20 protein-coding genes are annotated in these 23,937 nt (G+C 62.9%); 12 read left to right on the top strand and 8 right to left on the bottom strand.

The window, feature by feature from the left end:
* Positions 1-405 precede the first annotated feature (405 nt).
* Entirely contained in the window at positions 406-1,575 is a 1,170-nt protein-coding gene (locus tag ELS24_RS27285) for an MFS transporter (protein ID WP_230694550.1), read from the top strand.
* Between the two features lie 3 nt (positions 1,576-1,578).
* Here ELS24_RS27285 and ELS24_RS27280 read toward each other — a convergent pair whose 3' ends face one another.
* A complete protein-coding gene (locus ELS24_RS27280; RefSeq protein ID WP_127185914.1) occupies positions 1,579-1,959 on the bottom strand; it encodes a cupin domain-containing protein in 381 nt (126 codons plus the stop codon).
* Between the two features lie 421 nt (positions 1,960-2,380).
* Between ELS24_RS27280 and ELS24_RS31575 the strand changes: the two genes are divergently transcribed.
* The 6 genes from ELS24_RS31575 to ELS24_RS27250 all read left to right on the top strand — a co-directional run bounded on the left by ELS24_RS31575 (position 2,381) and on the right by ELS24_RS27250 (position 9,850).
* On the top strand, positions 2,381-5,641 hold the full coding sequence (locus tag ELS24_RS31575) for a T6SS effector BTH_I2691 family protein (RefSeq protein ID WP_127185913.1): 3,261 nt from the start codon (positions 2,381-2,383) through the stop codon (positions 5,639-5,641).
* A complete protein-coding gene (locus tag ELS24_RS31630) occupies positions 5,641-6,432 on the top strand; it encodes a DUF6708 domain-containing protein (RefSeq protein ID WP_342672798.1) in 792 nt (263 codons plus the stop codon). Before ELS24_RS31575 ends, ELS24_RS31630 begins: the two co-directional genes overlap by 1 nt.
* Before the next feature lie 74 nt (positions 6,433-6,506).
* Positions 6,507-6,746 (top strand): Arm DNA-binding domain-containing protein, encoded by a 240-nt coding sequence (locus tag ELS24_RS27265; RefSeq protein ID WP_127185912.1) that lies wholly within the window; start codon positions 6,507-6,509, stop codon positions 6,744-6,746.
* Positions 6,743-7,306 (top strand): ureidoglycolate lyase, encoded by a 564-nt coding sequence (locus ELS24_RS27260; protein ID WP_127185911.1) that lies wholly within the window; start codon positions 6,743-6,745, stop codon positions 7,304-7,306. Before ELS24_RS27265 ends, ELS24_RS27260 begins: the two co-directional genes overlap by 4 nt.
* 137 nt (positions 7,307-7,443) lie before the next feature.
* The gene (locus ELS24_RS27255; RefSeq protein WP_127185910.1) at positions 7,444-8,916 is read left to right on the top strand and encodes a DUF1254 domain-containing protein; all 1,473 of its coding nucleotides are present in this window, start codon (positions 7,444-7,446) and stop codon (positions 8,914-8,916) included.
* Positions 8,917-8,920: 4 nt separating this feature from the next.
* The gene (locus ELS24_RS27250) at positions 8,921-9,850 is read left to right on the top strand and encodes a LysR family transcriptional regulator (RefSeq protein WP_127185909.1); all 930 of its coding nucleotides are present in this window, start codon (positions 8,921-8,923) and stop codon (positions 9,848-9,850) included.
* Between the two features lie 38 nt (positions 9,851-9,888).
* Here ELS24_RS27250 and ELS24_RS27245 read toward each other — a convergent pair whose 3' ends face one another.
* The 3 genes from ELS24_RS27245 to ELS24_RS27235 are packed head-to-tail and all read right to left on the bottom strand — an operon-like array spanning position 9,889 to position 12,912.
* Positions 9,889-10,692, bottom strand: a complete 804-nt coding sequence (locus ELS24_RS27245; RefSeq protein ID WP_127185908.1) for an SDR family oxidoreductase — start codon at positions 10,690-10,692, stop codon at positions 9,889-9,891.
* A gap of 40 nt (positions 10,693-10,732) precedes the next feature.
* Complete coding sequence (locus tag ELS24_RS27240; RefSeq protein WP_127185907.1) at positions 10,733-11,932, bottom strand: ABC transporter substrate-binding protein; 1,200 nt, start codon at positions 11,930-11,932, stop codon at positions 10,733-10,735.
* Between the two features lie 44 nt (positions 11,933-11,976).
* Positions 11,977-12,912, bottom strand: coding sequence for a 3-keto-5-aminohexanoate cleavage protein (locus ELS24_RS27235; RefSeq protein WP_127185906.1), 936 nt, complete (start codon positions 12,910-12,912; stop codon positions 11,977-11,979).
* A 216-nt stretch (positions 12,913-13,128) separates the two neighbouring features.
* Between ELS24_RS27235 and ELS24_RS27230 the strand changes: the two genes are divergently transcribed.
* The 4 genes from ELS24_RS27230 to ELS24_RS27215 all read left to right on the top strand — a co-directional run bounded on the left by ELS24_RS27230 (position 13,129) and on the right by ELS24_RS27215 (position 17,613).
* Entirely contained in the window at positions 13,129-14,742 is a 1,614-nt protein-coding gene (locus tag ELS24_RS27230; RefSeq protein WP_127185905.1) for a xylulokinase, read from the top strand.
* A 145-nt stretch (positions 14,743-14,887) separates the two neighbouring features.
* Positions 14,888-15,829 (top strand): ABC transporter permease, encoded by a 942-nt coding sequence (locus ELS24_RS27225; RefSeq protein ID WP_127185904.1) that lies wholly within the window; start codon positions 14,888-14,890, stop codon positions 15,827-15,829.
* A gap of 18 nt (positions 15,830-15,847) precedes the next feature.
* Positions 15,848-16,810 (top strand): sugar ABC transporter substrate-binding protein, encoded by a 963-nt coding sequence (locus tag ELS24_RS27220; RefSeq protein WP_050445645.1) that lies wholly within the window; start codon positions 15,848-15,850, stop codon positions 16,808-16,810.
* Between the two features lie 62 nt (positions 16,811-16,872).
* The gene (locus tag ELS24_RS27215; RefSeq protein WP_127185903.1) at positions 16,873-17,613 is read left to right on the top strand and encodes an ATP-binding cassette domain-containing protein; all 741 of its coding nucleotides are present in this window, start codon (positions 16,873-16,875) and stop codon (positions 17,611-17,613) included.
* A gap of 93 nt (positions 17,614-17,706) precedes the next feature.
* Here ELS24_RS27215 and ELS24_RS27210 read toward each other — a convergent pair whose 3' ends face one another.
* From ELS24_RS27210 to ELS24_RS27200, 3 genes are all read right to left on the bottom strand, one after another.
* Positions 17,707-17,988, bottom strand: coding sequence for a peptidylprolyl isomerase (locus tag ELS24_RS27210; RefSeq protein WP_050445647.1), 282 nt, complete (start codon positions 17,986-17,988; stop codon positions 17,707-17,709).
* 187 nt (positions 17,989-18,175) lie between these two features.
* On the bottom strand, positions 18,176-20,311 hold the full coding sequence (locus ELS24_RS27205) for an ATP-dependent helicase (RefSeq protein WP_127185902.1): 2,136 nt from the start codon (positions 20,309-20,311) through the stop codon (positions 18,176-18,178).
* A 186-nt stretch (positions 20,312-20,497) separates the two neighbouring features.
* Positions 20,498-21,514, bottom strand: coding sequence for an amino acid ABC transporter substrate-binding protein (locus tag ELS24_RS27200; protein WP_127185901.1), 1,017 nt, complete (start codon positions 21,512-21,514; stop codon positions 20,498-20,500).
* A gap of 165 nt (positions 21,515-21,679) precedes the next feature.
* Here ELS24_RS27200 and ELS24_RS27195 point away from each other — a divergent pair, with 165 nt between their 5' ends.
* The gene (locus ELS24_RS27195; protein ID WP_127185900.1) at positions 21,680-22,810 is read left to right on the top strand and encodes an FUSC family protein; all 1,131 of its coding nucleotides are present in this window, start codon (positions 21,680-21,682) and stop codon (positions 22,808-22,810) included.
* A 9-nt stretch (positions 22,811-22,819) separates the two neighbouring features.
* On the opposite strand, the gene ELS24_RS27190 is transcribed toward ELS24_RS27195, so the two are convergent.
* On the bottom strand, positions 22,820-23,770 hold the full coding sequence (locus ELS24_RS27190) for a LysR substrate-binding domain-containing protein (RefSeq protein WP_083447281.1): 951 nt from the start codon (positions 23,768-23,770) through the stop codon (positions 22,820-22,822).
* Positions 23,771-23,937 lie beyond the last annotated feature (167 nt).

The raw sequence follows: 23,937 nt of genomic DNA, 5'->3' as shown, positions 1-23,937 counted from the left end.
GCCAAGCCGGACGTGCCACATGGTCGTATGCCTTGCCAGAATATGCGAAGGCAGCACTGTAACCAGCCGTAGGGGGCGACGAAAGGGTAAATGTAACGATAGAAAACGAAGCGTTAACAAGCGACGGTTTTTCGCATTCCCGCCCCGCATGCAGCGGGCAAAAAATAATCGCTTGAAGCCACGTGGCGGCCCTTCTGTAATGGAGCCGCGATGTTTCCCGTGCCGAGGCCCATCGCGCGACCAGAGAGGTTCACCATGCCAGCGCCCCTTGCCCCGTCTTGCCCAGACGCTTGCCCCGGCGATGCGTCACAGCCCGCTGCATCACATCCCGCCGCTTCACGTCCCGCCGCTTCATCCCTCGACCCCTCACGCTTGTGGCTGCTGGTGCTGGCTGGCGGCATCATCATGGGCCTGGCCCTGGGCGTGCGCCACGTGCAGGGCTTGTTCCTCTTGCCCGTGTCGATGGACCGGGGCTGGAGCCGCGACACCTTCGCGATGGCGCTGGCCGTGCAAAACCTTACCTGGGGCCTCGCGCAGCCGTTTACCGGCATGGTGGCCGACCGCTATGGATCGGCCAAGGTCATCGCGGGCGGGTTGGTGTTTTACGCGCTGGGTCTGGTCGGCATGGCGCATGCGGTCACGCCCATGGCTTTCATGTTGACGGCGGGCGTGTGCATCGGCATCGCGCTGTCCGGCACCGCGTTCGCGGTGATCTATGGCGCGCTAAGCCGGCTGGTGCCGCCCGAGCGCCGGGGGTGGGCGCTGGGGGTGGCCGGCGCTGCGGGCGGCCTGGGGCAGTTCGCGATGGTGCCCGCCGCGCAGGGGCTGATCGGGGGATGGGGCTGGGTCAGCGCGTTGCTGGTGTTCGCGGTACTGATGGCCGTCATGCTGCCCTTGGCGCGGCCGCTGCGCGAGCCCGACAGCGCGGCGCGCGGCGCCAATGGGCAGGACGCCAGCCTGTCGTTGCGCGACGCGATCGGCGAAGCGTTCACGCGGCCTGGCTTCTGGCTGCTGAACCTGGGCTTCCTGGCTTGCGGGTTTCAACTGGCGTTCATCAGCACGCACCTGCCCGCCTATCTGATGGACAAGGGCCTGCGCGCGTCCGACGCGGTGGCGGCCTTGGCCATCATTGCGCTGACCAATGTCATGGGCACCTACGTGTTCGGCGTGTTGGGCGCGCGGCATCGCCGCAAGTACCTATTGGCTGGTATCTACCTGCTGCGCACGGCGGCAATTGCCCTGTTCTTGCTGTTGCCCCTGTCCGCGTGGACCGTGTACGCATTCGCCGCCATCATGGGCTTTGTCTGGCTGGGCACCGTGCCGCTCACCAACGGCCTGATCGCGCAGGTGTTCGGTGTGCGCTACCTCACCACGCTGTTCGGCTTCGTGTTCTTCGGCCATCAGCTAGGGTCGTTCCTGGGCGTGTGGCTGGGCGGTGTGGTGTTCGAGGCCACGCGGTCGTATGACCTGATCTGGCTGGGCGCAATGGTGCTGGGGGTCGTGTCCGCCGTGTTGCATTGGCCCATTGACGACCGCGAGATCCTGCGTGTGCGTACGGTCGGCGCGCCCGGTTAAGCCCTATACAGGCCGGTGCTGCGTGCCGGCGCCCATTGTGATGTGCAGCATGCGACAGGGCTCCATGACCTTGACGGTATGCCACACGCCCTTGGGGATCACATAGGCGTCGTCGGCCAGCATCTTTACAACCTGATTGCCCGTCGGCCATTCCAGATGCAACTCCGCAGCGCCCGACATCAGGCGCACGATCTCGTCGGCCTCGGGGTGCATTTCCCTCTGCGGCCAGTCATTGGCGAAGGTGTATTCGGACACCAGCCAGCCCCGGCCAAATTTGTCCAGCTCGTCAGGCGACTGCGACCAGAACGCATCCCCGCCATTGACCGTTGAAGCGGTGCCGGCGGCGTCCAGCAAAACGTAGTGCGATGACAGATCAAGAGCCATGGTTCGAATCCTTAGGCAAGAGGGGCGTGTGGTCATTCTTCAAGGCACGATCCAGCGTGGACCCCGATCGGGCCAGATTTGACCCGATCGGGCCAATTTTGACCCGCCACAAGCCATTGATTCAATAGCGATATTTTTTAATCGGGTCAAAACTGGCCCGTTTTCTGGTGAAAAACGGCGGTTTCGCGGGGATTCGGATCTGAGAGTTCCGTCGTAAGTGTCTTAGTGGTGTGGCAAGCCGTTGATTTCATGGAGGTTATTGACCGAACGTGATGCTTGGCATGGATGTTGCATTAGTCCGGCTAGCGCCTCGTTCGAGAGGCAACCCGGCCGCCACGGCCGACACGACGACGGAGCCCGTCATGCCCACCCTCACAACGTTTTGCGTTGCCAGCAAGACCCTTGGCCGTCGAGTGTTCGCATGACGCTCAGCCAAACGCTTATCGACCTCGTGGAAGAAACCTTGCCGCTGCCAGCCGGTAGTTGCAACGCCTGCGAACGCAACGGCGTACCGATTCTGCTGCTGCGCCCGGCGGCGGTGGGCAAGAGTCCGTTCTTGCGCGCAAGGGGTGCGCTGACGCATCCTGGTCTGCAAGAATCGCTGCGCATCATGCGCAAGGGCTATGTGTATGTGCTGCTGGACCGCAGGGTATGGCACGCCTATCAAGTGACCGATGCGGGCCATATGCGGCATTTCAATCCTTACGAGATGGCGCGCGCCGAGCCTGCTCCATTGGCCGAGCGCTGCGTTCAGGCAGCGCACGACCTGCCCGCGTCGTTCATCGGTATCGACATTGATCAGTACAAGCTGGCCTGGATCGCATACTCGCAAGACCCTTGGCCGACGGACGTGTTGGATGCGTACAAGTCAGGCAAGGGTTTGAATGCCAATTACCCGCAACGGTTTGTCATCGTGGATCTGCCCAAGCTGCGGGACGATCCCACGGCGGGTGGCACCGCGCTGGCGCTGGAACATCAGCATCCGTTGAACAAACACGTGGCGGAGTATGTCAGCGGTGTCGATGACTTCGGCAGTGTTCACGGCTGGTCATCGCGCGTGGCGCAAGCCACGGGCATGCGGAACTATCTAACGCTGATGGAACGGCAGCATCGCTTACCGAAAGGTGTGAGCGGGCTGGTCCTGCCCGACCCGATCGGCATGGCCGAAGAGCTCAACAACGTCCGCTTGGCCGCCTACACGCAGAAGCGATTGTGGTCCGAAGAGCCGGAACGACGTTACGCGTATCTGACCTCGCAATGCCTGCTGGCGATTCAACAGATGTACGCCGTGCAGGCCGACGCCGAGACGATGGATAGCCCCACACCCATGCTCGACATCATTCCCAGCGAGTCCGGCACGCCACCCGTGTTCTGGGACCCCGCGCGTGAACGGCAAGAACGTGTGCAAGCCAAGATCACCGATCGCGTTGAACGATTGAAAGAACGTTACTGGGAAACCAATCCCCCCGCTGAGCCGCGCCGCCATGGCCGGGCGAGCTTTCAGGCGCGGTATGACCGGGACATCAAGCGGTTTGAAAAAGATATCGATGCGTATGGCAAGGATTGGGCGCAGGTGGTGGGCAGCGCGGCGTGGAAGCGCATCGTGGCAATGGATTATTCCGATACCGATGAACGGTCGCGTCTGCTGCGCTTGATTACGGTTGGTGCGTGTTTGGACGGTGGGATCACGGATGCGATGCCCGCGTCCGATGCCGTGTCGGCGGAACCCGAAACGCTGGGGCCCACCGGCACGGCGTGGCGGTCGTTGCTAAGCGATCCGAACAGCGCTGCCTATCTGGCCTTGAACGGCCATCAAACCTTTTTGCAAACCACCTTCATCCCTCTGTTTGGCGCCGGGGAGGTTGCCAACGACGCTGGGAAAAAATACTTCGACGCCGTCAAAAGCATCATCAGCAGCAAAGAAATCGGTGCATGGCGAGAAGGCCGCGCGGCAGACGCCGCCGACCAACTTCTGACGGCCATGCACGGCGCCAGCAAGCGCCTGAATCAACACTTGAGCGCCGGTTCCAAAGCCGCCGTCGATGCGGTTCACGTGGGCGGTGCGTGGCTGTACCGCAAGGCGCAGATGACACAGGTCGTCATTCAACTCACGGTGGGGGAATTGCTGTCGATCTGCGCGGAAGAACTGCAACGCGCTGGCGAGTCCCTGCAACAAGACGCCAGCCGGCGCGTACGCGCGTTTGTGTTCACAGGCTTGATCAGCATCCCGGACCCAGCGGTGCGCAATACGCTGATTGACGTGACGCTGTGGATGGAAGGCAGCGCGGAAGACATCCGGAAGCGAATCAACGCCTTTGAGAAAGTAGCCGGTGATCAAGTAGGAAATGTGGCGCGCCAGGTGGAAGGAGTAGTCCGCCAAGCAGAAGAGGCGGCGCGCAAGGTGTCGAACGGCGCAATGCGAAAGATCTCGGTCGGTATGAAGAACCTGGAAGTCCCGGCTGCGCAACTGCTGAAAGGCCTGGAACTAAGCGCGGCGCATGCGCAGGAGTTCGCGAAGAATGGGCTGACGAGCTTGAAGCGCTTGTCGGTCGGGTCGGGCTATGGCGCGCTATCGCTGGTCAGCTTGTATTTCCTGCATGACAGCGTGCGTACCAGCCTGGATGCGGCGCGGGAGACGGTTGGGGCAAGGCATCCGGAAGCGATGGCCGCGTTGTATGGGGCAGGGGTGGGGCTGCTGGGGGCGGGTGTGGAGGCGGGTGGGTTGATGCTGAGGATTGGCGCGGAGAGCGTACAGCCGTTCATGCGACGAGTGGCGGCGGCCGAGGGCGGTGCCGTGGCGCGGGCGATCGGGATGGGGAAGACGCTGATCAAGGCGGGGGGAGCGATAGCGGCGTTGGGAGGGGTGGCGGATGGGGTGGGATCGGCGGCTGCAAGAACACGCTCCATAGACCAAGGTGACATCGAAGCGGGCAAGGCGCATGCAGTCACAGCCCTGCTTTCGATTATTGGGGGAGCCTTCGGCATGGCGGGTGCAATAGGAAGTGGTGCTTTGCTCGGGCCATTGGGAATTGGTATTGCGTTCAGCCTTGCTGCCTTCCTGGCCAAGCGTATTGCTGAGCGATCGGAGTCAGACGCCCTGGAGCTTTGGGCACGCCGGTCGTACTTTGGCCGGGGTGAAGCGAACAAGAGATGGGCCGAGGCAGATCAGATGGATTTCGCGATTTCTGCACTGAATGCTGCGGTTCTCGGTATGGATGCATCTCTTGGGTTCGATTCCGCCAAGAGAGCCATTGATGTCGATGAACTCATGGTTATGGATATTTTTCTGATCAAAGAAACTGGAGGAGTTGAGACGGGTGTCGAATTGGCATACAGAATTCTCCTTCCTAACTTTGATCCGATACGTTCGCGTTACGAATTCACCTTGTCTGTTCAACGCTTCGGGGTGACGAGAACGGGTCGGCGTGCACCGACGATAACGTCATCTGTGCTCACGGCGGCTTATCACAATAGCCCGAACGGAGCACCCCATTTCGACGCAATTAGAGACCTGACGCCTGGAGCTCAAAGTATGCCGAATGAAGTCGATCCAGTGTTTCGTGGTAGGTACTGGCTTGAGCCCATGCATTCCATCAAAGCGGCCACAGTCGAGATCATATATTGGCCGGATAAGGATGATGCGGCGGGCCTGGCTCGTCTTCGCTTGACGGAGCAAGCGTAGTGGCTAAACCTCAGCTTAATCCGCCTTGCCCTGGCTGGAGACGTGATCTCCCGAGACCGAACGACACTCCTGAAAAAGCCAGTTCTCGCGAGAGCGCACCCAACTATGTCGACGACATATACCTGGAACTGTCTCGCCGTTCGTCCACCATTCGCGGAATTTTGATTTTATTTGTACCGCTAAGCGTCTGCTTTCTAATCTGGGAGATTGCGATTCTCTTTACCGTTGACTGGTATTACTACGGCGGAGTTAGAGGCGTTCTTGAGGCGGTGGTGGTCTTTGCATTTTGTGCTGCCGGCTATTTTTACTTAGCTGCGTTTCTATATCGCTTCGACGTCTCCCCCCCACGCGACCTCCCCATTCGCTTCAACCGCGCCCGCCGCCGCATCTACGTCTACGGCTTCCACATGGTCTGGTGGAACCCGTTCACCCGCTGGTACGTCACCACCGCCAGCTACCCCTGGGACGACGTTCGCGCCGAAGTCTGGGAGCAATGGGGCGTCGCCTCCGGCGGCGGCTTGATGATCAAGTGGGGCGTGTCCCTCGCCATCGTCAAACCCGGCACCAACGACGTCATCGAACGCTTCCACCTCAGCACCTACAACCACGACCTGGACAACCTTTGGGCCTACGTCTGCACCTACATGCAACAAGGCCCGCAAGCCTTGCCGCCGTGCGACATCGAACCGCGCGATGCGAACGAGGTGCCGGCGTACAACCTGGCGTTGCGCTGGGCGCCTCGGGTCGAGTGGCCAAAGGCGATGGACGTTGAGTCCCGCAGCGCGCCCTGACGGCATTGCAGGGTTACACCCGTCTCTTCGAAGCGATATCATGTCGCCCATCAGCAATCACCACGGGAAAGGCGATGAGCCAGGGGTTCGAGGGGGTCAGACCCGCGTCGGAATCGTCGATTGAGATCGGCTTCTTCTATGAAGGCCGGCATTGTGTCGAGCGCATCCGCGTCAAGCCCACGGCCGCCAACCTCAAGCGCGCCGCCGATCGGCGCGCTGCCATTCTTGAGGCCATCGCCCGTGGCGATTTCGACTACGCCGCTGAATTCCCCAAACGCGGCACGCCGCCCACGCCATCACAGGGTTCCGCATGACCAGCAACAAGCCCTTGGAAGTCAATGACCTGACGCCGCAGGCATTCACGCCGTATGGCTGGATGTTGGGCAAGCCCATTCCGGACGGCAATGGCGTGCCGCTGTTTTCCAACCCCGCCACGGATTTCTGGCAGGAGCACATGTTCAATACCGGCGCGGGTGGCGACGCCGAGGTGTTGTGGGTCAACTACCGTAGCGCGTCCCCGGAGATCGCCAGCCTGGAAAAGCACTTGCTGACGCAGCAGGCCATCGTGCCGCTGACCGGCACCATCATTCAGGTGGTGGCGCAAAGCAATCCTGACGGCAGCCCCGACCTGGCTACGCTAGCCGCCTTTCGTGTGCCGCAAGGGCAGGGAGTTTGCATGCGGCCGGGGTGTTGGCATGCCACGCGCGTGGCGGATGCCGAAGTCACCTGCCTGATGCTGACCCGCCGTTCCACCACGCTGGACCTGATTCAGCATCTGAACACCGACGCGTGCGCCACCGAAAGCGCCATCGTGGCGATTCCGGCCAGGCAGCTGGAAAACCTGGCGGATCGGGAACAGGCGGTCGACGCCTGATAGCAACGCCCTGACTGGATCGGCACGGCGCGGACCGGCGCGAAATATGCCAGAATCGCCTGCGGAGTTGCAGTCCTTGACCGCGACGCCGCCGCCAACCGGGCGTTGCCAACAACATGCAGGTGTTGGAGCAAATTATGCGCGATCGTCAACGTAGCACCGGCTTTGCGTTCACGGCCCGCCACCGTCTTGCGAGATTGCTGGCCACGCCCCTGTTGCTTGCAAGCCTGGCGGGTTGCAGCTTCACGTCGTCCGATGAGGCGACCGGTTCGCAATCCGTTGGCATCAACGGCGTCACCGCGCAGCAGGCGCGCAGCATCGCCAGCGAAGCGTATCTGTATGGCACGCCCATGGTGGCCAGCTACCAGACCATGGTTGCCTTCAACCTGGACAAGGCCAACTCGCAATACAAAGGCCCGCCCAACACCTTCAGCCATATCGCACGCGTCTTCACGCCCGCGGACACCGCGTTTGTCACGCCAAATGCGGACACGCCCTATTCCTTCGCCATGCTGGACTTGCGCGCCGAACCTGTCGTGATCAGCGTGCCACCTATCGAGAAGCGGCGCTACTTTGTCCTGCAATTGATGGACCTGTACACCTACAACTTCGCCTATATCGGCAGCCGCGAAACCGGCAACGGCGGCGGCAGCTTCCTGGTGGTGGGGCCACGTTGGGACGGCAAGGTGCCGCGCGGCATCAGCAAAGTATTCAAATCGGAAACCGAATTGGTCAACATGGTGGGCCGCACGCAATTGTTCAATGCGGCTGACCTGGACAACGTCAAGCGCATCCAGGCTCGCTACAAGATCCAGCCCTTGTCTTCCTTTACCAAAAGCCGCCCGCCACCCGCGCCCACGGCGATCGACTGGATTGCGCCCGTGCCGCCGCAGCAGATGCGCACATCGCTGGAGTTCTATAACCAGTTGGCCTTTCTGTTGCAGTTTGCGCCCACGCATCCCACCGAGAAATGGCTGCGCGAACGGTTTGCCAGCATCGGCATCAAACCCGGCCAACCCTATCCCGTTGACCAGTTGGACCCGCGCCTGCGCCGTGCCTTGCAGGAAGGCATGCATACGGCGCAAAACGATATCGACAAGAACCGCGCGGCGCTGGGCGGCAAGACCGACGGGCTGTTCGGCAGCCGCGCCACGCTCAAGAACAACTATCTGGCGCGCGCGACTGGCACGCAGATGGGCATCGGCGGCAATAGCCGCGACGAAGCGCTATCCCCCGTCCTGGAAAAAGACAGCAGGGGGCAGGAACTGGATGGCCGGTATGCGTACACGCTGCGTTTTGCGCCGCGCAGCCTGCCGCCGGTGACTGCGTTCTGGTCCATGACGATGTACCGGCTGCCCGAGCAACTGCTGGCGTCCAACCCGATCGACCGGTACCTCATCAATTCCCCCATGCTGCCGTCGCTGAAGAAAGACCCCGATGGCGGGCTGACGATCTACATTCAGTCGCAATCACCGGGCAAGGGCAAGGAGTCCAATTGGCTGCCCGCGCCGCCTGGCCCGTTCATGGTGACTCTGCGTTACTACTGGCCCAAGCCCGCGCTGTTGGACGGCAAATGGGTCACGCCGGACATACAGCGGGTGGCGCAATAGCGGCATGAAACGCAACTTCAACATTCACGACCTGCGCATTTTTTATACGGTCGTCATGACCGGGTCCACGCGTCAGGCCGCGCAGGTAATGAGCCTGACGCAACCCGCGATCAGCCATGCGGTGTCGCGGCTGGAAACCGCCACGGGCGTGCAGTTGTTTGACCGGTCGCACAAGACCTTGCGGCCCACCGAAGCCGGGCAATACCTGTATACCGAAGCCAAGTTCGTGCTGGACGAATTGGTACGCATCGACGAGGCGCTGCACAGCATTGAAAAGTTCGGCGGGCGCGGCTTGCGCGTGGCGTCGTCGCCCGCGTTGGCGCTGGTCTATGCGCCCGAAGCCGTGAAACGCCACCTGGACGAACACGGCAAACGGCCGTTTTCCATCGACGTGGAATCATCGGTGCAATGCATCAGCGCGGTGGAAACCATGCGGGCCGATTTCGGCCTGGGCGCAGTGGGCCGCGACAGTCCGCGCGTGAACTTCACGACGTTTTTGCGCACCGACGTCATGTTGATCGCGCATCGCGATCACCCCTTGGCGCGGCGCGAGGTGGTGGCGGTGGCGGACATTCCGCCCGAATCTTTCGTCAAGCCACTGTGGTCCGACTACGTGGTGGCGCAAGGCGATATTGCCGATTCCGATGCGCTGGACTCCGGCATGCAGGCGCACATGACGCTGGTGCCCGGCACGGTGCGCGCCGTGAAAGGCGTCAGCCTGGTCAACGCCATATCGGCGTCGGACATCGTGTCCGTCTACCCCGACATCGTCGCGGTGCCGCTGGCGTCAAGGCAGTGGTTTGAATTTGTGCTGATCACTCGCAAGGAAGCCCAGAACCAGGACTTGGCCGAGCGCCTGCTGGGCGCCTTGTACGCCACGGCCCAGGCGCGCCGCACCGGCGTGTTTGCGGACACGATTCAACTGATCGCCTAGGCCCCACGCCGGTGTTCCATCACGCGACGCGTGGGAAATCAATCGGCCGGTGGCTGCCAGGGTAAGGACTGCAGATCGCCGTCGATGCTGATCGCCTGGCCGCTGATCATGGCGCCAAACGGGCTGGCCAGGAACAGCGCCATGTTCGCGATGTCGGCGCCCTGTACAAACTGCCGCAGGCTGACGCCCGCCAGTTCCAGCTGGGTTTCTTCTTCCACCGTCAGGCCCATCGCGCGTGCTCGCGCGGCGATCACGCGGTCGATGCGCGGGCCAGCCACCAGCCCGGGCAGCAGGGCGTTGACGCGGATGCCGTAAACGCCCAGCTCCACCGCCAGCGAACGCGTCAGCCCCACCACGCCCCACTTTGAAGCGGAATAGGGCGTGCGCAGCGGCAGCCCCATGCGCCCCGCCACCGAACTGATGTTGATGATGGCGCCGCCGCCTGATTCGCGCAGCGCGGGCACGGCGTGCCGCACCGTGTGGAATTGCGACGCCAGGTTGATGTCCAGCGTGGCGGCCAGTTCGTCCGGCTGGATGTCGGTGATGCGGGCGGTGGGGCCGGCGATACCGGCGTTGTTCACCAGCACGTCCAGGCCGCCCAGGTGCGCCAGCGCGGTTTCCATGTAGCGGTCGATGTCTTCGCGGCGGCTGACGTCGGCGCGGCTGTGGGCATGGCGGCATTCAAACAGCGCGCCTTCATCCACGTCGCACACATGGACGTGTGCGCCGCGCTCGGCAAAGGCGTCGGCCAGCGCTGCGCCAATGCCCGCCGCGCCAGCGGTAACGATGACGCGGCGGCCGCTCAGGTCCACCGGCAGGGCGGTCAGGTCTTGCGGGGGCATGCGGCTTCCTTCGGTGTAGTTGGACATCGTGGCTTCAACATCAGGGCTTCATTAATGGGCACTTGGATTCCTGCGGTGACGTGTAGATTTGATCGCCCGGGATCTTTGCGATCAGCTTGTAGTAGTCCCAGGGGCCCTTGGATTCCGCCGGCTTCTTCACCTGCATCAAATACATATCGTGCACCAGCAGACCGTCCGCGCGCACCGTCGCGTTCTTCACGAAGAAGTCGTTCACCGGGTTGGCTTTCACCCACTTCATGATGGTCTCGCCGTCGGTGGTGCCGGTGGCTTTGACGGCGTTCAGGTAGGTGGTGGTGACGGAGTAGTCGCCGGCTTGCAGCATCGACGGCTTCTTCTTCATGCGCTCTTCAAAGCGCGCCGCCCACTTGCGCGACGCATCGTCCTGGTCCCAGTACCAGGCGGTGGTCAGGTACATGCCTTGCCCGGCCGCCAGGCCCAGTGCGTGGATGTCGGTGATCAACACCAGCAGGCCCGCGATCTTCATCGTGGGGGTCAGCCCGAATTCGGCCGCGGCCTTGACCGCGTTGCTGGTGTCGGCGGCCGAGTTGGCCAGTCCCAACACCGTGGCGCCCGATGCCTGCGCCTGCAGGATGTATGACGAGAAATCCGCCGCGTTCAGTGGATGGCGCACGCGGCCCTTCACCTGGCCGCCGTTCGCTTGCACCACGGCCGAGGCATCGCGTTCCAGCGCGTGGCCGAATGCGTGGTCCACCGTCAGGAAGTACCAGTCCTTATTGCCTTCCTTAAGCATGGCGCGCGCCGTGCCGCGCGACAGCGATACCGTGTCGTACACGTAATGAACCGTGTACGGCGTGCACTGCGCGTTGGTCAGTTCCGACGCGCCCGCGCTCACCACAAAGAACGGCGTCTTCTTTTCTTCGGCCACCTTCGCCATCGCCAGCGCGGCCGCCGAATTCGCGCCCGCAATCAGCATGTCCACGCCGCGCTGGTCCAGCCATTCGCGTGCGCGCGACGACGCGATGTCGGCGCGGTTCTGGTGGTCTGCCACCAGCACTTCAATCTTCTTGCCGGCGATCTCGCCGCCCATGTCCGCCACCGCCATCTTGATGGCTTCGGCCCCGCCCGGGCCGTCGGCATCGGCCGACAGGCCCGACATATCGGTGATGAAGCCGATACGGATCACGTTGTCGTCCGCCACGGCTGCGCCGCCTATTGCCAGCAAGGCCGATGCCACTGTCGCGTTCAAGATTTTCTTCATGTTTGTCTCCCGCCTGGGGTTTGATTGTGGATGCCGTGCCGTCGTCAGAACGCGACGTTGTTCCGGCCTTTCAGTTGCAGAATCTCGCGCGCCTCGTCGGGCGTGGCGATGGTCAGCGACAAGTCCTCAAGAATGCGGCGGATGCGGCGCACCTGATCCGCATTCGACAGCGCCAGTTCGCCCGGGCCATCCCACAGGGAATCTTCCAGCCCCACCCGCACAAAACCGCCCATCGTTGCCGCCATGGTCGCAAGCGTGGTCTGCTTGCGCCCCGCCGCCAGCACCGACCAGCGGTAGTCATCGCCAAACAGCCGGTCAGCCGTGCGGCGCATCATCATCACGTCTTCGGGATGCGTGCCGATACCGCCCCGGATGCCGAACACGGACTGGATCAAGAACGGCGGCCTCAACAGCCCCTTGTCCACAAAATGCGCCGCCGTGTACAGGTGCCCGATGTCATAGCACTCGATCTCGAAGCGCGTGCCGTTGTCATTGCACGACGACAGAATGTGCTCAATATCCTTGAACGTGTTCTTGAACACCAGGTCATTGCTGCTTTCCAGATAGGGCCGTTCCCAGGCGTGCTTGAATTCCTTGAAGCGCTCCAGCAATTCGTACATGCCGAAATTCATCGACCCCATGTTCAGCGACGCGACTTCCGGCTTGAATTGCGTGGCCGGCAGCATGCGTTCGCTGACCGGCAGCACGGGTGAACCGCCCGTCGTGATATTGATGACCACATCGCTTTGCGCCTTGATGCGCGGCAAAAACTGCGCGTACAGCGCCGGGTCCTGCGTGGGCCTGCCTGTCTGCGGATCGCGCGCGTGCAGGTGCACGATGGCCGCGCCCGCCTCGGCGGCATCCAGCGCCGATTGCGCGATCTGGTCGGGGGTGACGGGTAGGTGGGGCGACATCGACGGCGTATGCACCGAACCGGTAATGGCGCACGTGATGATCACATTGCTCTTGGATTTTTTCATGGGCCTGGGATGTATGACGTTTTATCGTGGCCCCGGCTGTCTCCTCCGGGTGCGGCCCATTCTGTCGCAGGGCTTTGCCCTTGTCACCTGAACAGAAATTATCAACTGATAGGGTTTCCGGTGCTGCGGCGCAGCGTGCGCTGTACCCGCCCGCGTCGCCCAACCGGGGCCAGAAAAGTGCCGGGGAAACCCCACGCTGAAATACAATCGGCCGCTATGTCAGACCGCCCACACTCCGACTCCCAATCCCCAGGATTTACCCATGACTACGTGCTGGCCGTGGATTTGGGAGGCACCCGTTTTCGGGCGGCGCTGGTGGATGCGGACGGCGGCATTGCCCATGCCTGCGCCATCGACAGCCCGGCGGGCACGGCCCCGCACCCCGGCTGGGACGAGATCGACGCAGACGATTGGTGGCGCGGGCTGCAAACCCTGTGCGACACCCTGGCCCGTCAGGCAGGGGCCGGCTTTGACGCCATTGCCGCCGTTGCCATCTGCGGCGTTACCCGCACGCAAGTCTTCATCGACGAGCAAGGCGCCGCCATTCGACCCGCCATCACCTGGCGCGATACGCGCACGGCGGCGGACGTGGCGCACTGGTTGGCGCGTGCGCCTGCCGGTCACCCCGAAACCGCGCAGATCAACGCGTTCCACCCCTGGGCGCGGGTGGCGTGGCTGCTGTACGCCGAACCACAGCACGCGGCGCGCATGCGCGTCGTGCTGGAACCGAAGGACTACCTGAACTTCCGCCTGACCGGCCGGGCCGCCAGCGACACGGTGTCGATGGCCAGGCTGGCGGCGGCGGGCAGCGCGCACGGGGCGCAAGCCGACCTGTTGACGGCCATGGGTGCCAACCCCGCCTGGGTGCCGCCGCTGTTGGACCCCTTGGCTGTTGTCGGCCCGGTGCAGGCGGGTCTGCCGGGTTCACTGGCGCGCTTGGCGGGACGCAGCGTGATCGCCTGCTCCAATGACACCTGGGCGGCCGTGGCGGGGCTGGGCGCCTTGCGGACGGGGTACGCGTACAACATCTCGGGCACCACTGAAGTGTTTGGCGCGGTTGGCGCGGAACCGGTGCAGGCAGCGGGCCTGATGACGGTGAACTGGGGCAACGGCAATCACCAGATCGGAGGTCCGGGCCAGAACGGCGCGGACACCGTCGCGTGGCTGCTGTCCTTGCTGGGCGGGGTGAGCCGGTTTGGCGCGTCGGACGCAGGCGGAGATGCGGGCGAACACACAGACAAACACGCAGGCGAACACGCAGGCGGCATGACCCGTGTCGGCCACGCCATGCACGTTTTGCTGGACGCGCCGCGTGACCCGCAGCCGGCCTTGTTCCTGCCCTATCTTCAAGGCGAACGCGTGCCTTACTGGGACCCGCAATTGCGCGGCGCCTTCCTCGGCTTGAACCGCCGTCATGGTCCCGGCGACTTGGCATGGGCGGTGCTGGAAGGCGTGGCCTTCTTGAACCGCACGGTGCTGGAACGCGCGGAAGCCGCGTTGGGTGCGCCGGTTGCCGAAATTCGTTTTGGTGGCGGGGCGGCATCCAACCCGCACTGGTGCCAGGTCAAGGCCGATATCTGTGAACGCCCGGTCGTGGTCGGGCAGGCGGATCAGCCCGGAGTGATCGGCGCAGCCGCCGCCGCCTGGACCGCGCTGGGCTGCTACGCCAGCTTCGCACAGGCGCAGGACGCGCTTGCGCGACCCGCGCGCCGCTACGATCCCGACGCAACACGCCGCAACGCCTATCACCGTCTGTACGCCCAGTTTCGCGCCGCCGAAGCCGCCTTGACGCCGGTGTCGCACGCCTTGGCCAGCACGCGCTTGCCGTAAAAACCCTAAGTGCGCCACAACGGCAAAGCGGCCCTGTCTGGCACTGCGCGGGTATAAACTGCTACGCCATCAGGGCGCGAACGCCCGGCAGGCGGTGGATAACCCTTGCACTACAACGAACACCAACGCAGCAAGGGTTGAGTCGATGCGCGGCATCCTGGAAAAGTACGGCACGGCAATCGCAGGTTTGGCCCTGGTGGGCTTCTTCGCAATCGCCGCCCCTAATTTCGCGGCGCCCAATAATCTGTTGAACATCGCCAAGGAAACCAGCTTCCTGGCCATCATCGCCATCGGTTTCACGCTGGCGCTGGTAACGGCCGAACTGGACCTGTCGGTGGCCGACGTCGCCAGCCTGGCCGCGGTCGTCACGGGCGCGATGGTGCATACGGGCCAACCGGTCGTGGTCGCCATCGCGGCGGGCCTGGGAGTCGGCCTGCTGTGCGGGCTGGCCAATGGCATCGCGGTGACGCGCCTGCGGGTTCCGTCGCTGATTGCCACCTTGGGCATGGCCGCCATGGCGCGGGGCTTCGCCTTCATGCTGACCGATGGCGTGTCCTACGTGGGCCGCTGGCCTACCGCCTTTACCGACCTGGCCCGCGCCAAGCCTTTCGGCATCCCGGCGCTGGTGCTGTGGATGTTGGGCATCGTGCTCGTCGCGTATTTCCTCATCAAGTGGACGCGTACCGGCGCCCGCATGACGGCAACGGGCGAAGCCGGAGAATCCGCGCGCCTGGCCGGCATCAACATCCGCGCCATGAAAAGCATCGGGCTGGCGCTGTCGGGTGTATGCGCCGGCATCGCCGCCGTGTTGCTGACGTCCAGCCTGTCGTCCGCCGCGCCCAACATGGCTGGTGACTACTTCCTGTACGCCATCGCCGCCGTGCTGCTGGGCATGACGATGTTCAACCCCGGCCACGCCAATATCGTTGGCACGCTGGTAGCTGCCTTGATCCTGAAGGTGCTGGGCAATGGCCTCGTCCTGATGGGCGCGCCGTACTACGTGCAGGACATCGTGCTGGGCTTCATCATGATTGCATCCGTTGCGGTGTCGTCGGCCGTGCTGAAGAAAGCGGCGTTCAAATTCTGATCCAAAGGGGAAACCACCATGAAGCAATTGATCAAGCGCACCTTGCTGGCTAGCGCCTTCGCCGTACAGGCGCTGGCCGCAAGCGCCGCCCATGCCTTTGATGTCGGCATCGTCGCCTTTCAGATGTCGTCCGAAACGCACGCCCGCGTGGCCAACGCCGCCGCGCAGGCCGCGCGCGCCAAAGGCTGGACCGTTACGCAGCTGAACGCCGAAGGCTCACTGCCCAAGCTGGCCGAGCAACTGGACACGCTGGTCAACAAGAAGGTGGACGCCATCGTCATCGCGATGGGCAAGCCGGTGGAAACCGATGCCCAGTTGCAGGCCGCCAAAGAGAAGGGCATTCCGGTGGTGGGCGTAATGTCCGGCGCCAGCCCGCACATGCTGTTCGACGTGGAAGTCAACGAATACGCCACGGGCGCGCAGTCGGTCTTGTACCTGCTGGGCAAGATGGGCTATCAGGGCAACATCCTGTCGGCCCGCTTTGACGGCAACTCGGGCACGCGCATCCGCGGCAAGATGCTGGACGCGGTGCTGACCGAGAACACCGCCGTCAAAGACCTGGCCAAGTTCAGCATGGCCCGCACCCAAAGCTGGCGCGACGACGTGCGCAACGGCATGCAAGCCCTGTTCCTGCGCCACCAAGGCCAGTTCAAGGGCGTATGGGCATCGTTTGACGGGCAAGCCTATGTCATCGACGACCTGTTGCAATCGCAAGGCATGAAGAAGGGCGACATCACCTTGGTGTCGGTGGACGGTGGCCCCGAAACCTATCGTCGCATTGCTGATCCCAACAGCCTGATCACTGCCACGATGATGATTCCGTTCGAGCAACTGGGCACCAGCGCCATCGAGTCCATCGACCGCATCGTCGTCAAGAAGGAACCCAAAGAGAAGGTGGCCTCGGGCCCGTACCTGTTCATGGATTCCGTGCTGGTCGATGCGTCCAACGTGCAGAAGTTCCTGCAACCCGCCGCGAAGTGAATGCGGGCCAGCGTGTAATCCCAGCCAGCATGACCCCGATGACCCCAGCCAGCATGCCCCCCATGACCGCCGCATTGTCGCTACGCCAGATCCGCAAGTCATACGGAGCCGTCGAGGCGCTGAAAGGCGTGGACCTGGATGTGCCCGAAGGCAAGGTCATGGCCATCTGCGGCGACAACGGCGCGGGCAAATCCACGCTGATCCGCATCATCTCGGGCGCACAGGAACCCACGGGTGGCGAACTCAGCCTGAACGGCCGCGCTGTCGTCTTCCGCTCGCCGCACGACGCGCTGGTGCAGGGCATTGCCACCATCTACCAGGACCTGGCGCTGGCGCCCCGCCTGTCCATCTGGGAAAACGTCTTCATGGGCGCCGAATTAGTTCGGCGCGTGGGGCCGCTGCGCGTGCTGGACAAGCGCCGCATGGCCGAACAGGCGCGCGGCTATCTACAACGTTTGTCGGTGCCCATCGACGACATGGATCGACCCGTCGAACGCATGTCGGGCGGCCAACGGCAGGCCGTCGCCATCGCCCGCGCGTTGCGCTGGGACGCCCGCGTGGTCATCATGGACGAACCCACCGCCGCCTTGGGCGTCAAGGAAACCGCTTTGGTCCTGAACCTGGTGCGCAAGCTGCGTGAAGAAGGACGCACGGTGATCCTGATCAGCCACAACATGGCCGACGTGGTCGCGCTGGCCGATCGGGTCGCCATCCTGAAAGGTGGCGTCAAGGTGATCGAACGCGATATCGCCGGCCTGGACGCCGACGCGCTGGCTCACCGGGTGATGACAGGCAAAGATTGATCGGCGCGGGGCACCTGAACTCACGCATCAGACGCAAAAAGGCCGCCGCCGGGTTTCCCCTGGCGGCGGCCTCTTTGCATGCAGCGGCGGGACTTAGTCCTGGCGGCTGGTCACTTCAACCAGGTGATAACCGAACTGGGTCTTCACCGGGCCTTGAACTTCACCAACCGGCGCGCTGAACACGACGGTATCGAATTCCTTGACCATCTGGCCCGGGCCAAAGGTCCCCAGGTTGCCGCCGTCACGGCTCGACGGGCAGCTGGAGTTTTCCTTGGCGACTTGAGCAAAGTCAGCGCCGTTTTCAATGGCGGTCTTGAGTTCGTTGCACTTGGCTTCGGTGGAAACGAGGATGTGACGGGCGGAGGCTTGTGCCATGAGGGCTCCTTGCGGAATAGATTGGGGAGGGGAGAGTAACGCATTTGGGCGTGCTCACTACGGTGCCATCATAAACTGGCTTTCAAGTCGGCCATGTTGCGGGCATTAACGTTCCGTTACGTCGCCTCTAGGTCAAAACTCCGCGCCGTCGCTTCGTTGATCTGTCGCTCATCCCTTCGCCGCTCCTTCATTCCGCCAACCACTCCCGAAACGCCTCCAGATCCACGCCGCTAGGCACATACCAAACCTTGCGGGTCTTGTCCCATTGCGCCCCAAGCGCCTTCACCACATCCCGGTTCGCATACGCTACCTTCAAGTCGCGATGCCCCACCGCCTTGACCGGCGCGGCCATGTTCCGGCGTAGCGCCGTATCCGCGCGCTTCTGCGTCGCCGCCAACAGCATCCGCGCGATGAACGCACTGCGCCGCGCGGCGTCTTCTGTTGACACCAAGGTCAGGCGCGACTTTGTCCGTGTTGCCGCCACATAGAACAAATTCTCTTCTTCCCCCGCTTTGCGCAGCGGATCGGGAAACGCGTCGGCGTCCATGAATGGCAGGATGACGTGTTCGAATTCCTTGCCCTTGACGTTCACGATGCAGTCCATCTGCACCGTGTTCTTACCGGGCCGCGCGCCGACAAACGCTTCGGCCGCGCCGATCCATTCTGAAAACTCACGCAGGGTCTTGCCCGATGTCTTTGCTGATGCGATGAAGCCATTGACCGAGCGGGTGACGACGGACGCCTCGTAGGGATGCACGTACAGGCGCTTGGCCAGCTTTTCCATGTCCATCTGGTCGCGCACGGCCTCTAGCGCCAGGTAGGCGGGGCTGTCGGTGGACAAGGCGCGCAGGTGCTCGACGGCGTCCGAGATGCGGGCGCGGGCGGCGGGGCTGCCGACGCGTTGGATCTGGCCGGTAAAAAAGTGCTTTAGCGCAGAGGGTTCTTTCGCCAGCGTCGTCTGCGCCTCTTGCAGTTCCTTGGGCGTCAGCGGCACTTCGGCGAAGGTGGTCAGGGCGCCCACGATGGCTTCGCGCGTGGCGGGGGCCGCGACATGATGGAAGTCGTCAAGCGCAATCGCCAGCATGCCGCGCAGGAACAGGATCTCTTCGCGCAGCAGGTAGCTTTTCATGGTCAGCGTGCGGTATTGCACGCCGGCGTTCATCAGGGCGTTTTCGATTTCGATGGATTGATGCGCGTCGCGCAGCAATACGCAGCATTGGTCCAGCGGCTTGCGGGCCTGCTTCCATTGCAGGATGGCCTTGACGACCTGTGCGCCGCAGTCGCCCGGTGTCTCGGCGTAGGTGGCTTCGTGAATCTCGGTGCGCAGCGGCAGGTTGGAATCTACCGGTTTATTTTTGAAGGCTTCCATCGCGTAGGCCAGGTGCGGGCCATGGCGATAGGTCATCGTCAGCCGGAAGTTCGCGCAATCGGGGAAGCTTGCGCGGATGCGGGTTTGCAGGAAGGATTCGTCGGCGCCCAGGTGGGAATAGATCACCTGGTCTTTGTCGCCCACGCCCACGAAGTAAGTGACGTCCACGTTCAACAGCGCTTCGATAATGCAGAACGACGCTTCGTTGATGTCGTGCAATTCGTCGACGAGAACCAGCTTGTAGGGGGCCAGCACCTCGCGTGGGTCGGACGCGGATCGCAGCAGGCGCGCCAAGTCATAGGTGGCGTCGAAAAAGCCTCGGGCGTCGACGTAGCCGAACACATCCACGCGCTGTTTTTCGTATTCCACGGCCCAAAGATAATCGGTAATGGTCACGCCCGCGCTTTCTGCAATGAACAGCGCATCGGCCCCGTCATCCGGCGCGATCCGCATCGTGGCCTTGAGCTTCAGCAGGTTGTCCAGGAACTGACTGACGGCGGTGTTGTGGGTGCGGATGTCCAGCAGGTCGGCGTATTGCGGGTTATTCGCCGCCACGTTTTCCAGCGCAAACAGCGCGTAGCTTTGTTGTTCGCGCGTGGACGGCAGGCTCTCGGGCTTGCCGTCTTCAACCTTGGCCAATACCCGCTGCGCGTATTCTTCAACGGTCAGCACGTTGAGGCGCCGCGCGGTGTTGTAGGCGATGCCCACGTCCACCAAGCGCGTTTGCAGCACCTGGCGGGCTTCGTCGGTGAAGGTCAGCGCCAGGATGTCTTCGGGCGGCAGGCCGCGCGTCAGCGCTTCGCCGATGCGCAGGGCCAGTGTGGTGGTCTTGGCGGCGCCCGCGTTGGCGATGACTAGGCTGGTCCGGCTCCGCGAGGTCTGGATCCGGGTCTGTTCTTCGGTGGGAACGAAGCCGGCGGGAAAGAACTGGGGGGCAGGGGAGTTTGTGGTCATCTAGGCGGAAAAGGCGCGAGCAGGAATGTCGCAGGGGCAGCCGCCAGTGTACCGATTCCCTCAACCGACCCGGCCAATGAAAACGGCCGGCCGGCGCATGAAGTGCCCGCCGGCCGTTCGGGCCGAAAAAAGGGGAGCTAGCCCGGAATCAAGCGTGGGGTTGAATCCGGAGCCAGCGCAAGCCAATCAGCGCACCGGCCACCCATACATCAAGCCGCCATCGCGGTACGACGCATTCAGGCCGCGCGACAGTTTCAGCGGGCTGCTGGGGCCCAGGTTCTTCTCAAAGCTCTCGCCGTAGTTGCCGATGTGCTTGATGATGTTGTAGGCCCATTTGTCGTCCACGCCCAGGTTCTTGCCCATGCCGGGCGTCACACCCAGCAGGCGCTGCACGTTGGGGTTGGTGCTTTTCAGCATGTCGTCCACGTTCTTGGACGTGATGCCGTATTCCTCGGCTTCCAGCATGGCGAACAGGGTCCAGCGCACCACGTTGAACCATTGCTCGTCGCCCTGGCGCACCATGGGGCCCAGCGGTTCCTTCGAGAAATTCTCGGGCAGGATGTCGTACTGGCCGGGGTTGTCCAGATTGCTGCGCGCGGCGGCCAGTTGCGATTTGTCGCCGGTGAAGGCATCGCAGCGTCCAACCGCAAACGCGCGGATGATCTCGTCCAGGCGTTCCACCACCACCGGCTTGAAGACGATGTTCTGCGAGCGGAACCAGTCGGCCAGGTTCAGTTCCGACGTCGTTCCCGGCTGCACGCACACGGTGGCGCCGTCCAGCTCCTTGGCGCTTTTCACGTTCAGGGACTTGTTCACCATGATGCCCTGGCTGTCGTAGAAGTTGACGCCCACGCCGATCAAGCCCAGCGTGGTGTCGCGGGTGAGCGATAGCGTGGTGTTGCGCGGCAGCACGTCGACTTCACCCGACTGTAAGGCGGTGAAGCGCTGCACGGCGCTGACGGCCATGATCTTGGCCTTGGCGGGGTCGCCGAACATGGTGATGGCCAGCGCGCGGCACAGATCCACGTCCAGGCCGACCCAGCCGCCCTTGCTGTCGTTGACTGAAAAGCCGGCCACGCCGGTCGAGACGCCGCACTGGACGAAGCCCTTGCTCTTGACGCTGTCGAACGTTACGCCGGCCGTAGCGGCCCAGGACGAAAGAAATAAGGCGGTGCCTGCCGCAACGTGTTTGAGTGCTTTCATGGTGTCTCCGCGCGATGGGCGCATAGGTATTCTGTCGGCCGGTAAGCCAAGGTGCGCGGAATGGTAGCCACGGCGCCTGGGCGGGAATATCAGGGAATTCCCGTTAAATCCACTGGGCGGAATTTTGGAGAGATAATCGCTGCCAGGCCGATAGAGGGGCGATGGATGAACAAGAAAGAGCAGGCGGAAAATACGGATGGCGGCGACCGGCGCCGATCGGGCCGCGGCTTCGTCAAGCAGCAGGTGCAGGGCACCTGGCGTGAACTGATCCGCGTCAATGCCAGTGACCGGCGCTGGGAGATGCCGCTGGCGGCAGCCCTGTCTTCCGGCCTGCCCTTGATGGTGGGCGCGTATTTTGGCCGCATGGATTATGGCCTGATGTCCAGCCTGGGCGGCATGGTGTTTCTTAGCCTGCCCAACGCGTCCTTGCAGCAACGGATGATGATGCTGCTGGCCGCGTCCTTTGGTATGGTGGCCTGCTATGCGGTCGGCGCGCTGACGCAGTTTTGGCCCACGGCCACGATCGCGGCGCTGACCCTGATCGCGATGCTGGTGAACATGGTGTGCCGCTGCTATCGGCTGGGGCCGCCGGGCAGCTTGTTCTTCATCATGGCAACCGCCATTGCCGCGTACACGCCCGGCAGCATCGAGGATGTGCCCATGCGGGTAGGCATGGTGGCGTTGGGTTGCCTGGTGGCCTGCCTGGTGGCGTTTGCGTATAGCCTGCACATGACGCGCGTGGCGCCGCCGCCGCCCGATACACCCTTGCCCAAACCCACGTTCGATTTTGTGGTGTATGACTCGGTCATCATCGGCCTGTTCGTCGGTATCTCTTTATTAGTGGCCGAATTGCTGCAACTGCCGCGTCCGTATTGGGTGCCGGTCAGTTGCCTGGCGATTATCCAGGGGGCAAGCCTTTGGGCGGCGTGGAACCGGCAACTGCACCGGATACTGGGTACGGCGCTGGGCTTGTGCGTGGCGTGGGCATTGTTGAGTTTGCCGCTGAACGTGTGGACGCTGGCCGCCGTCATGATGGCGCTGTCGTTTGGGATTGAGACCCTGGTGGTTCGGCACTATGCCAGCGCCGTGGCGCTGATCACCCCGTTGACCATCTTCCTGGCGGAAGCGCCGCATCTGGGGCAGGGCTATCCGGCGGAAGTGATCGAGGCGCGCTTTGTGGATACGGTGATTGGCGCGTTCATCGGTGTGCTGGGTGCGGTGCTGCTGCATAACCAGCGCATTCGCCCGCGATTAAGCCGGTGGATGCGCGCGGTTTTGCCAAATCGTGTGAACTGAGCGAGTGAACTAGTCAGGCGAGCCGACCGTGTCCGCCCCGCAATAAGGGCAATCCAAAGCGGGCTTAGCCGCTTGTGCCGGCATGCCTTCCAACGCCGCCGCATGCAAACACTCGTGCGACAGCCATTGGCTCAGGCGGTCATAGCTTTCCATATTGCTGCGCCAGTTCGGCGCGCACAGGTAGTAACCCAGCGGGCTTTCAAACGTGCGGTCGAACACGTCCACCAACTGCCCCGTGGCCAATTCCTTTTCGATCAGGCAATGCGGCATCAAGGCCACGCCAAAGCCCGACGATGCGGCCTGGATAATCATCGAAAACAGATTGAACCCGGGGCCGAATCGCGCGCGGTCATAATCGCCGAGATAGGTGGAAAACCAATATTCCCAAGACAGCGGAATTTCAATGTGCTGTAGCAGGGTGCACTGTTTGATGTCTTCCAGGCTGGCGATGGGGTGCTGTTCCAGATACTCGCGGGAACACACCAAACGGGTTTCACGCCCGGTCAGATACTTGGCGTCGCCATCGTGCCAATCTCCGTAGCCATATTGAATGGAGGCATCGAAATCCAGTTCGGTGCTTTTGTAATCCGCCACGCTATAACGCACGAAGTTGATCGAGATATCGGGATTGAACTCGCGAAAGGTCTTCAAGCGGGGAAACAGCCACTGCGCGGCGAAGGTGGGCGCGGCCGATACGTTCAGCGATTTGGCGGACTGCTGCGTGGCCATGACTTGCGACGTGGCGCTTTCCAGCGTGTGCAGCGCGGGCCGGATCAGGCTGAGATAGGTGGCGCCCATGCGGGTCAGTTGCAGCCCGTTGGTGGCGCGGATGAACAGCGCGTGTCCCAGATAGCTTTCCAGCGTGGCGATGTGCCGGCTGATGGCGCTTTGCGTTACGAACAATTCCTTGCCCGCCTTGGAAAACGACAAGTGGCGCGCCGCTGCGGTAAACGCATTCAATTCAGAAAGGGTGGGGCAGCGGCGTCTCATGGCGGGTAGCGGAATGCGGGGCGGCGGAGAATAAAACGGGGGGTATGAGTAAAGCTCATAAGGCTGTTCGAATTTGTGTCGAACGCCTAAGGGGAGACCCGGTATCGGACGTTTGGATTGTACCGGTAGAGTTCGCC

It is taken from the genome of Achromobacter spanius (assembly GCF_003994415.1).
Lineage (GTDB): Bacteria > Pseudomonadota > Gammaproteobacteria > Burkholderiales > Burkholderiaceae_B > Achromobacter > Achromobacter spanius_C.
The sequence above is the reverse complement of the archived record's forward strand: the minus strand, read 5'-3'. Positions and strand labels throughout refer to the sequence as shown.

Coding starts and splice junctions, on each gene's coding strand:
- ELS24_RS27280 (WP_127185914.1), bottom strand. CDS start 1,959: ATGGCTCTTGATCTGTCATCGCACTACGTTTTGCTGGACGCCGCCGGC.
- ELS24_RS27205 (WP_127185902.1), bottom strand. CDS start 20,311: ATGACCACAAACTCCCCTGCCCCCCAGTTCTTTCCCGCCGGCTTCGTT.
- ELS24_RS27230 (WP_127185905.1), top strand. CDS start 13,129: ATGTCAGACCGCCCACACTCCGACTCCCAATCCCCAGGATTTACCCAT.
- ELS24_RS27200 (WP_127185901.1), bottom strand. CDS start 21,514: ATGAAAGCACTCAAACACGTTGCGGCAGGCACCGCCTTATTTCTTTCG.
- ELS24_RS27265 (WP_127185912.1), top strand. CDS start 6,507: ATGAGCCAGGGGTTCGAGGGGGTCAGACCCGCGTCGGAATCGTCGATT.
- ELS24_RS27215 (WP_127185903.1), top strand. CDS start 16,873: ATGACCGCCGCATTGTCGCTACGCCAGATCCGCAAGTCATACGGAGCC.
- ELS24_RS27235 (WP_127185906.1), bottom strand. CDS start 12,912: ATGAAAAAATCCAAGAGCAATGTGATCATCACGTGCGCCATTACCGGT.
- ELS24_RS27195 (WP_127185900.1), top strand. CDS start 21,680: ATGAACAAGAAAGAGCAGGCGGAAAATACGGATGGCGGCGACCGGCGC.
- ELS24_RS27255 (WP_127185910.1), top strand. CDS start 7,444: ATGCGCGATCGTCAACGTAGCACCGGCTTTGCGTTCACGGCCCGCCAC.
- ELS24_RS27245 (WP_127185908.1), bottom strand. CDS start 10,692: ATGCCCCCGCAAGACCTGACCGCCCTGCCGGTGGACCTGAGCGGCCGC.
- ELS24_RS27220 (WP_050445645.1), top strand. CDS start 15,848: ATGAAGCAATTGATCAAGCGCACCTTGCTGGCTAGCGCCTTCGCCGTA.
- ELS24_RS27210 (WP_050445647.1), bottom strand. CDS start 17,988: ATGGCACAAGCCTCCGCCCGTCACATCCTCGTTTCCACCGAAGCCAAG.
- ELS24_RS31575 (WP_127185913.1), top strand. CDS start 2,381: ATGACGCTCAGCCAAACGCTTATCGACCTCGTGGAAGAAACCTTGCCG.
- ELS24_RS27260 (WP_127185911.1), top strand. CDS start 6,743: ATGACCAGCAACAAGCCCTTGGAAGTCAATGACCTGACGCCGCAGGCA.
- ELS24_RS27285 (WP_230694550.1), top strand. CDS start 406: ATGGGCCTGGCCCTGGGCGTGCGCCACGTGCAGGGCTTGTTCCTCTTG.
- ELS24_RS27250 (WP_127185909.1), top strand. CDS start 8,921: ATGAAACGCAACTTCAACATTCACGACCTGCGCATTTTTTATACGGTC.
- ELS24_RS27240 (WP_127185907.1), bottom strand. CDS start 11,932: ATGAAGAAAATCTTGAACGCGACAGTGGCATCGGCCTTGCTGGCAATA.
- ELS24_RS27225 (WP_127185904.1), top strand. CDS start 14,888: ATGCGCGGCATCCTGGAAAAGTACGGCACGGCAATCGCAGGTTTGGCC.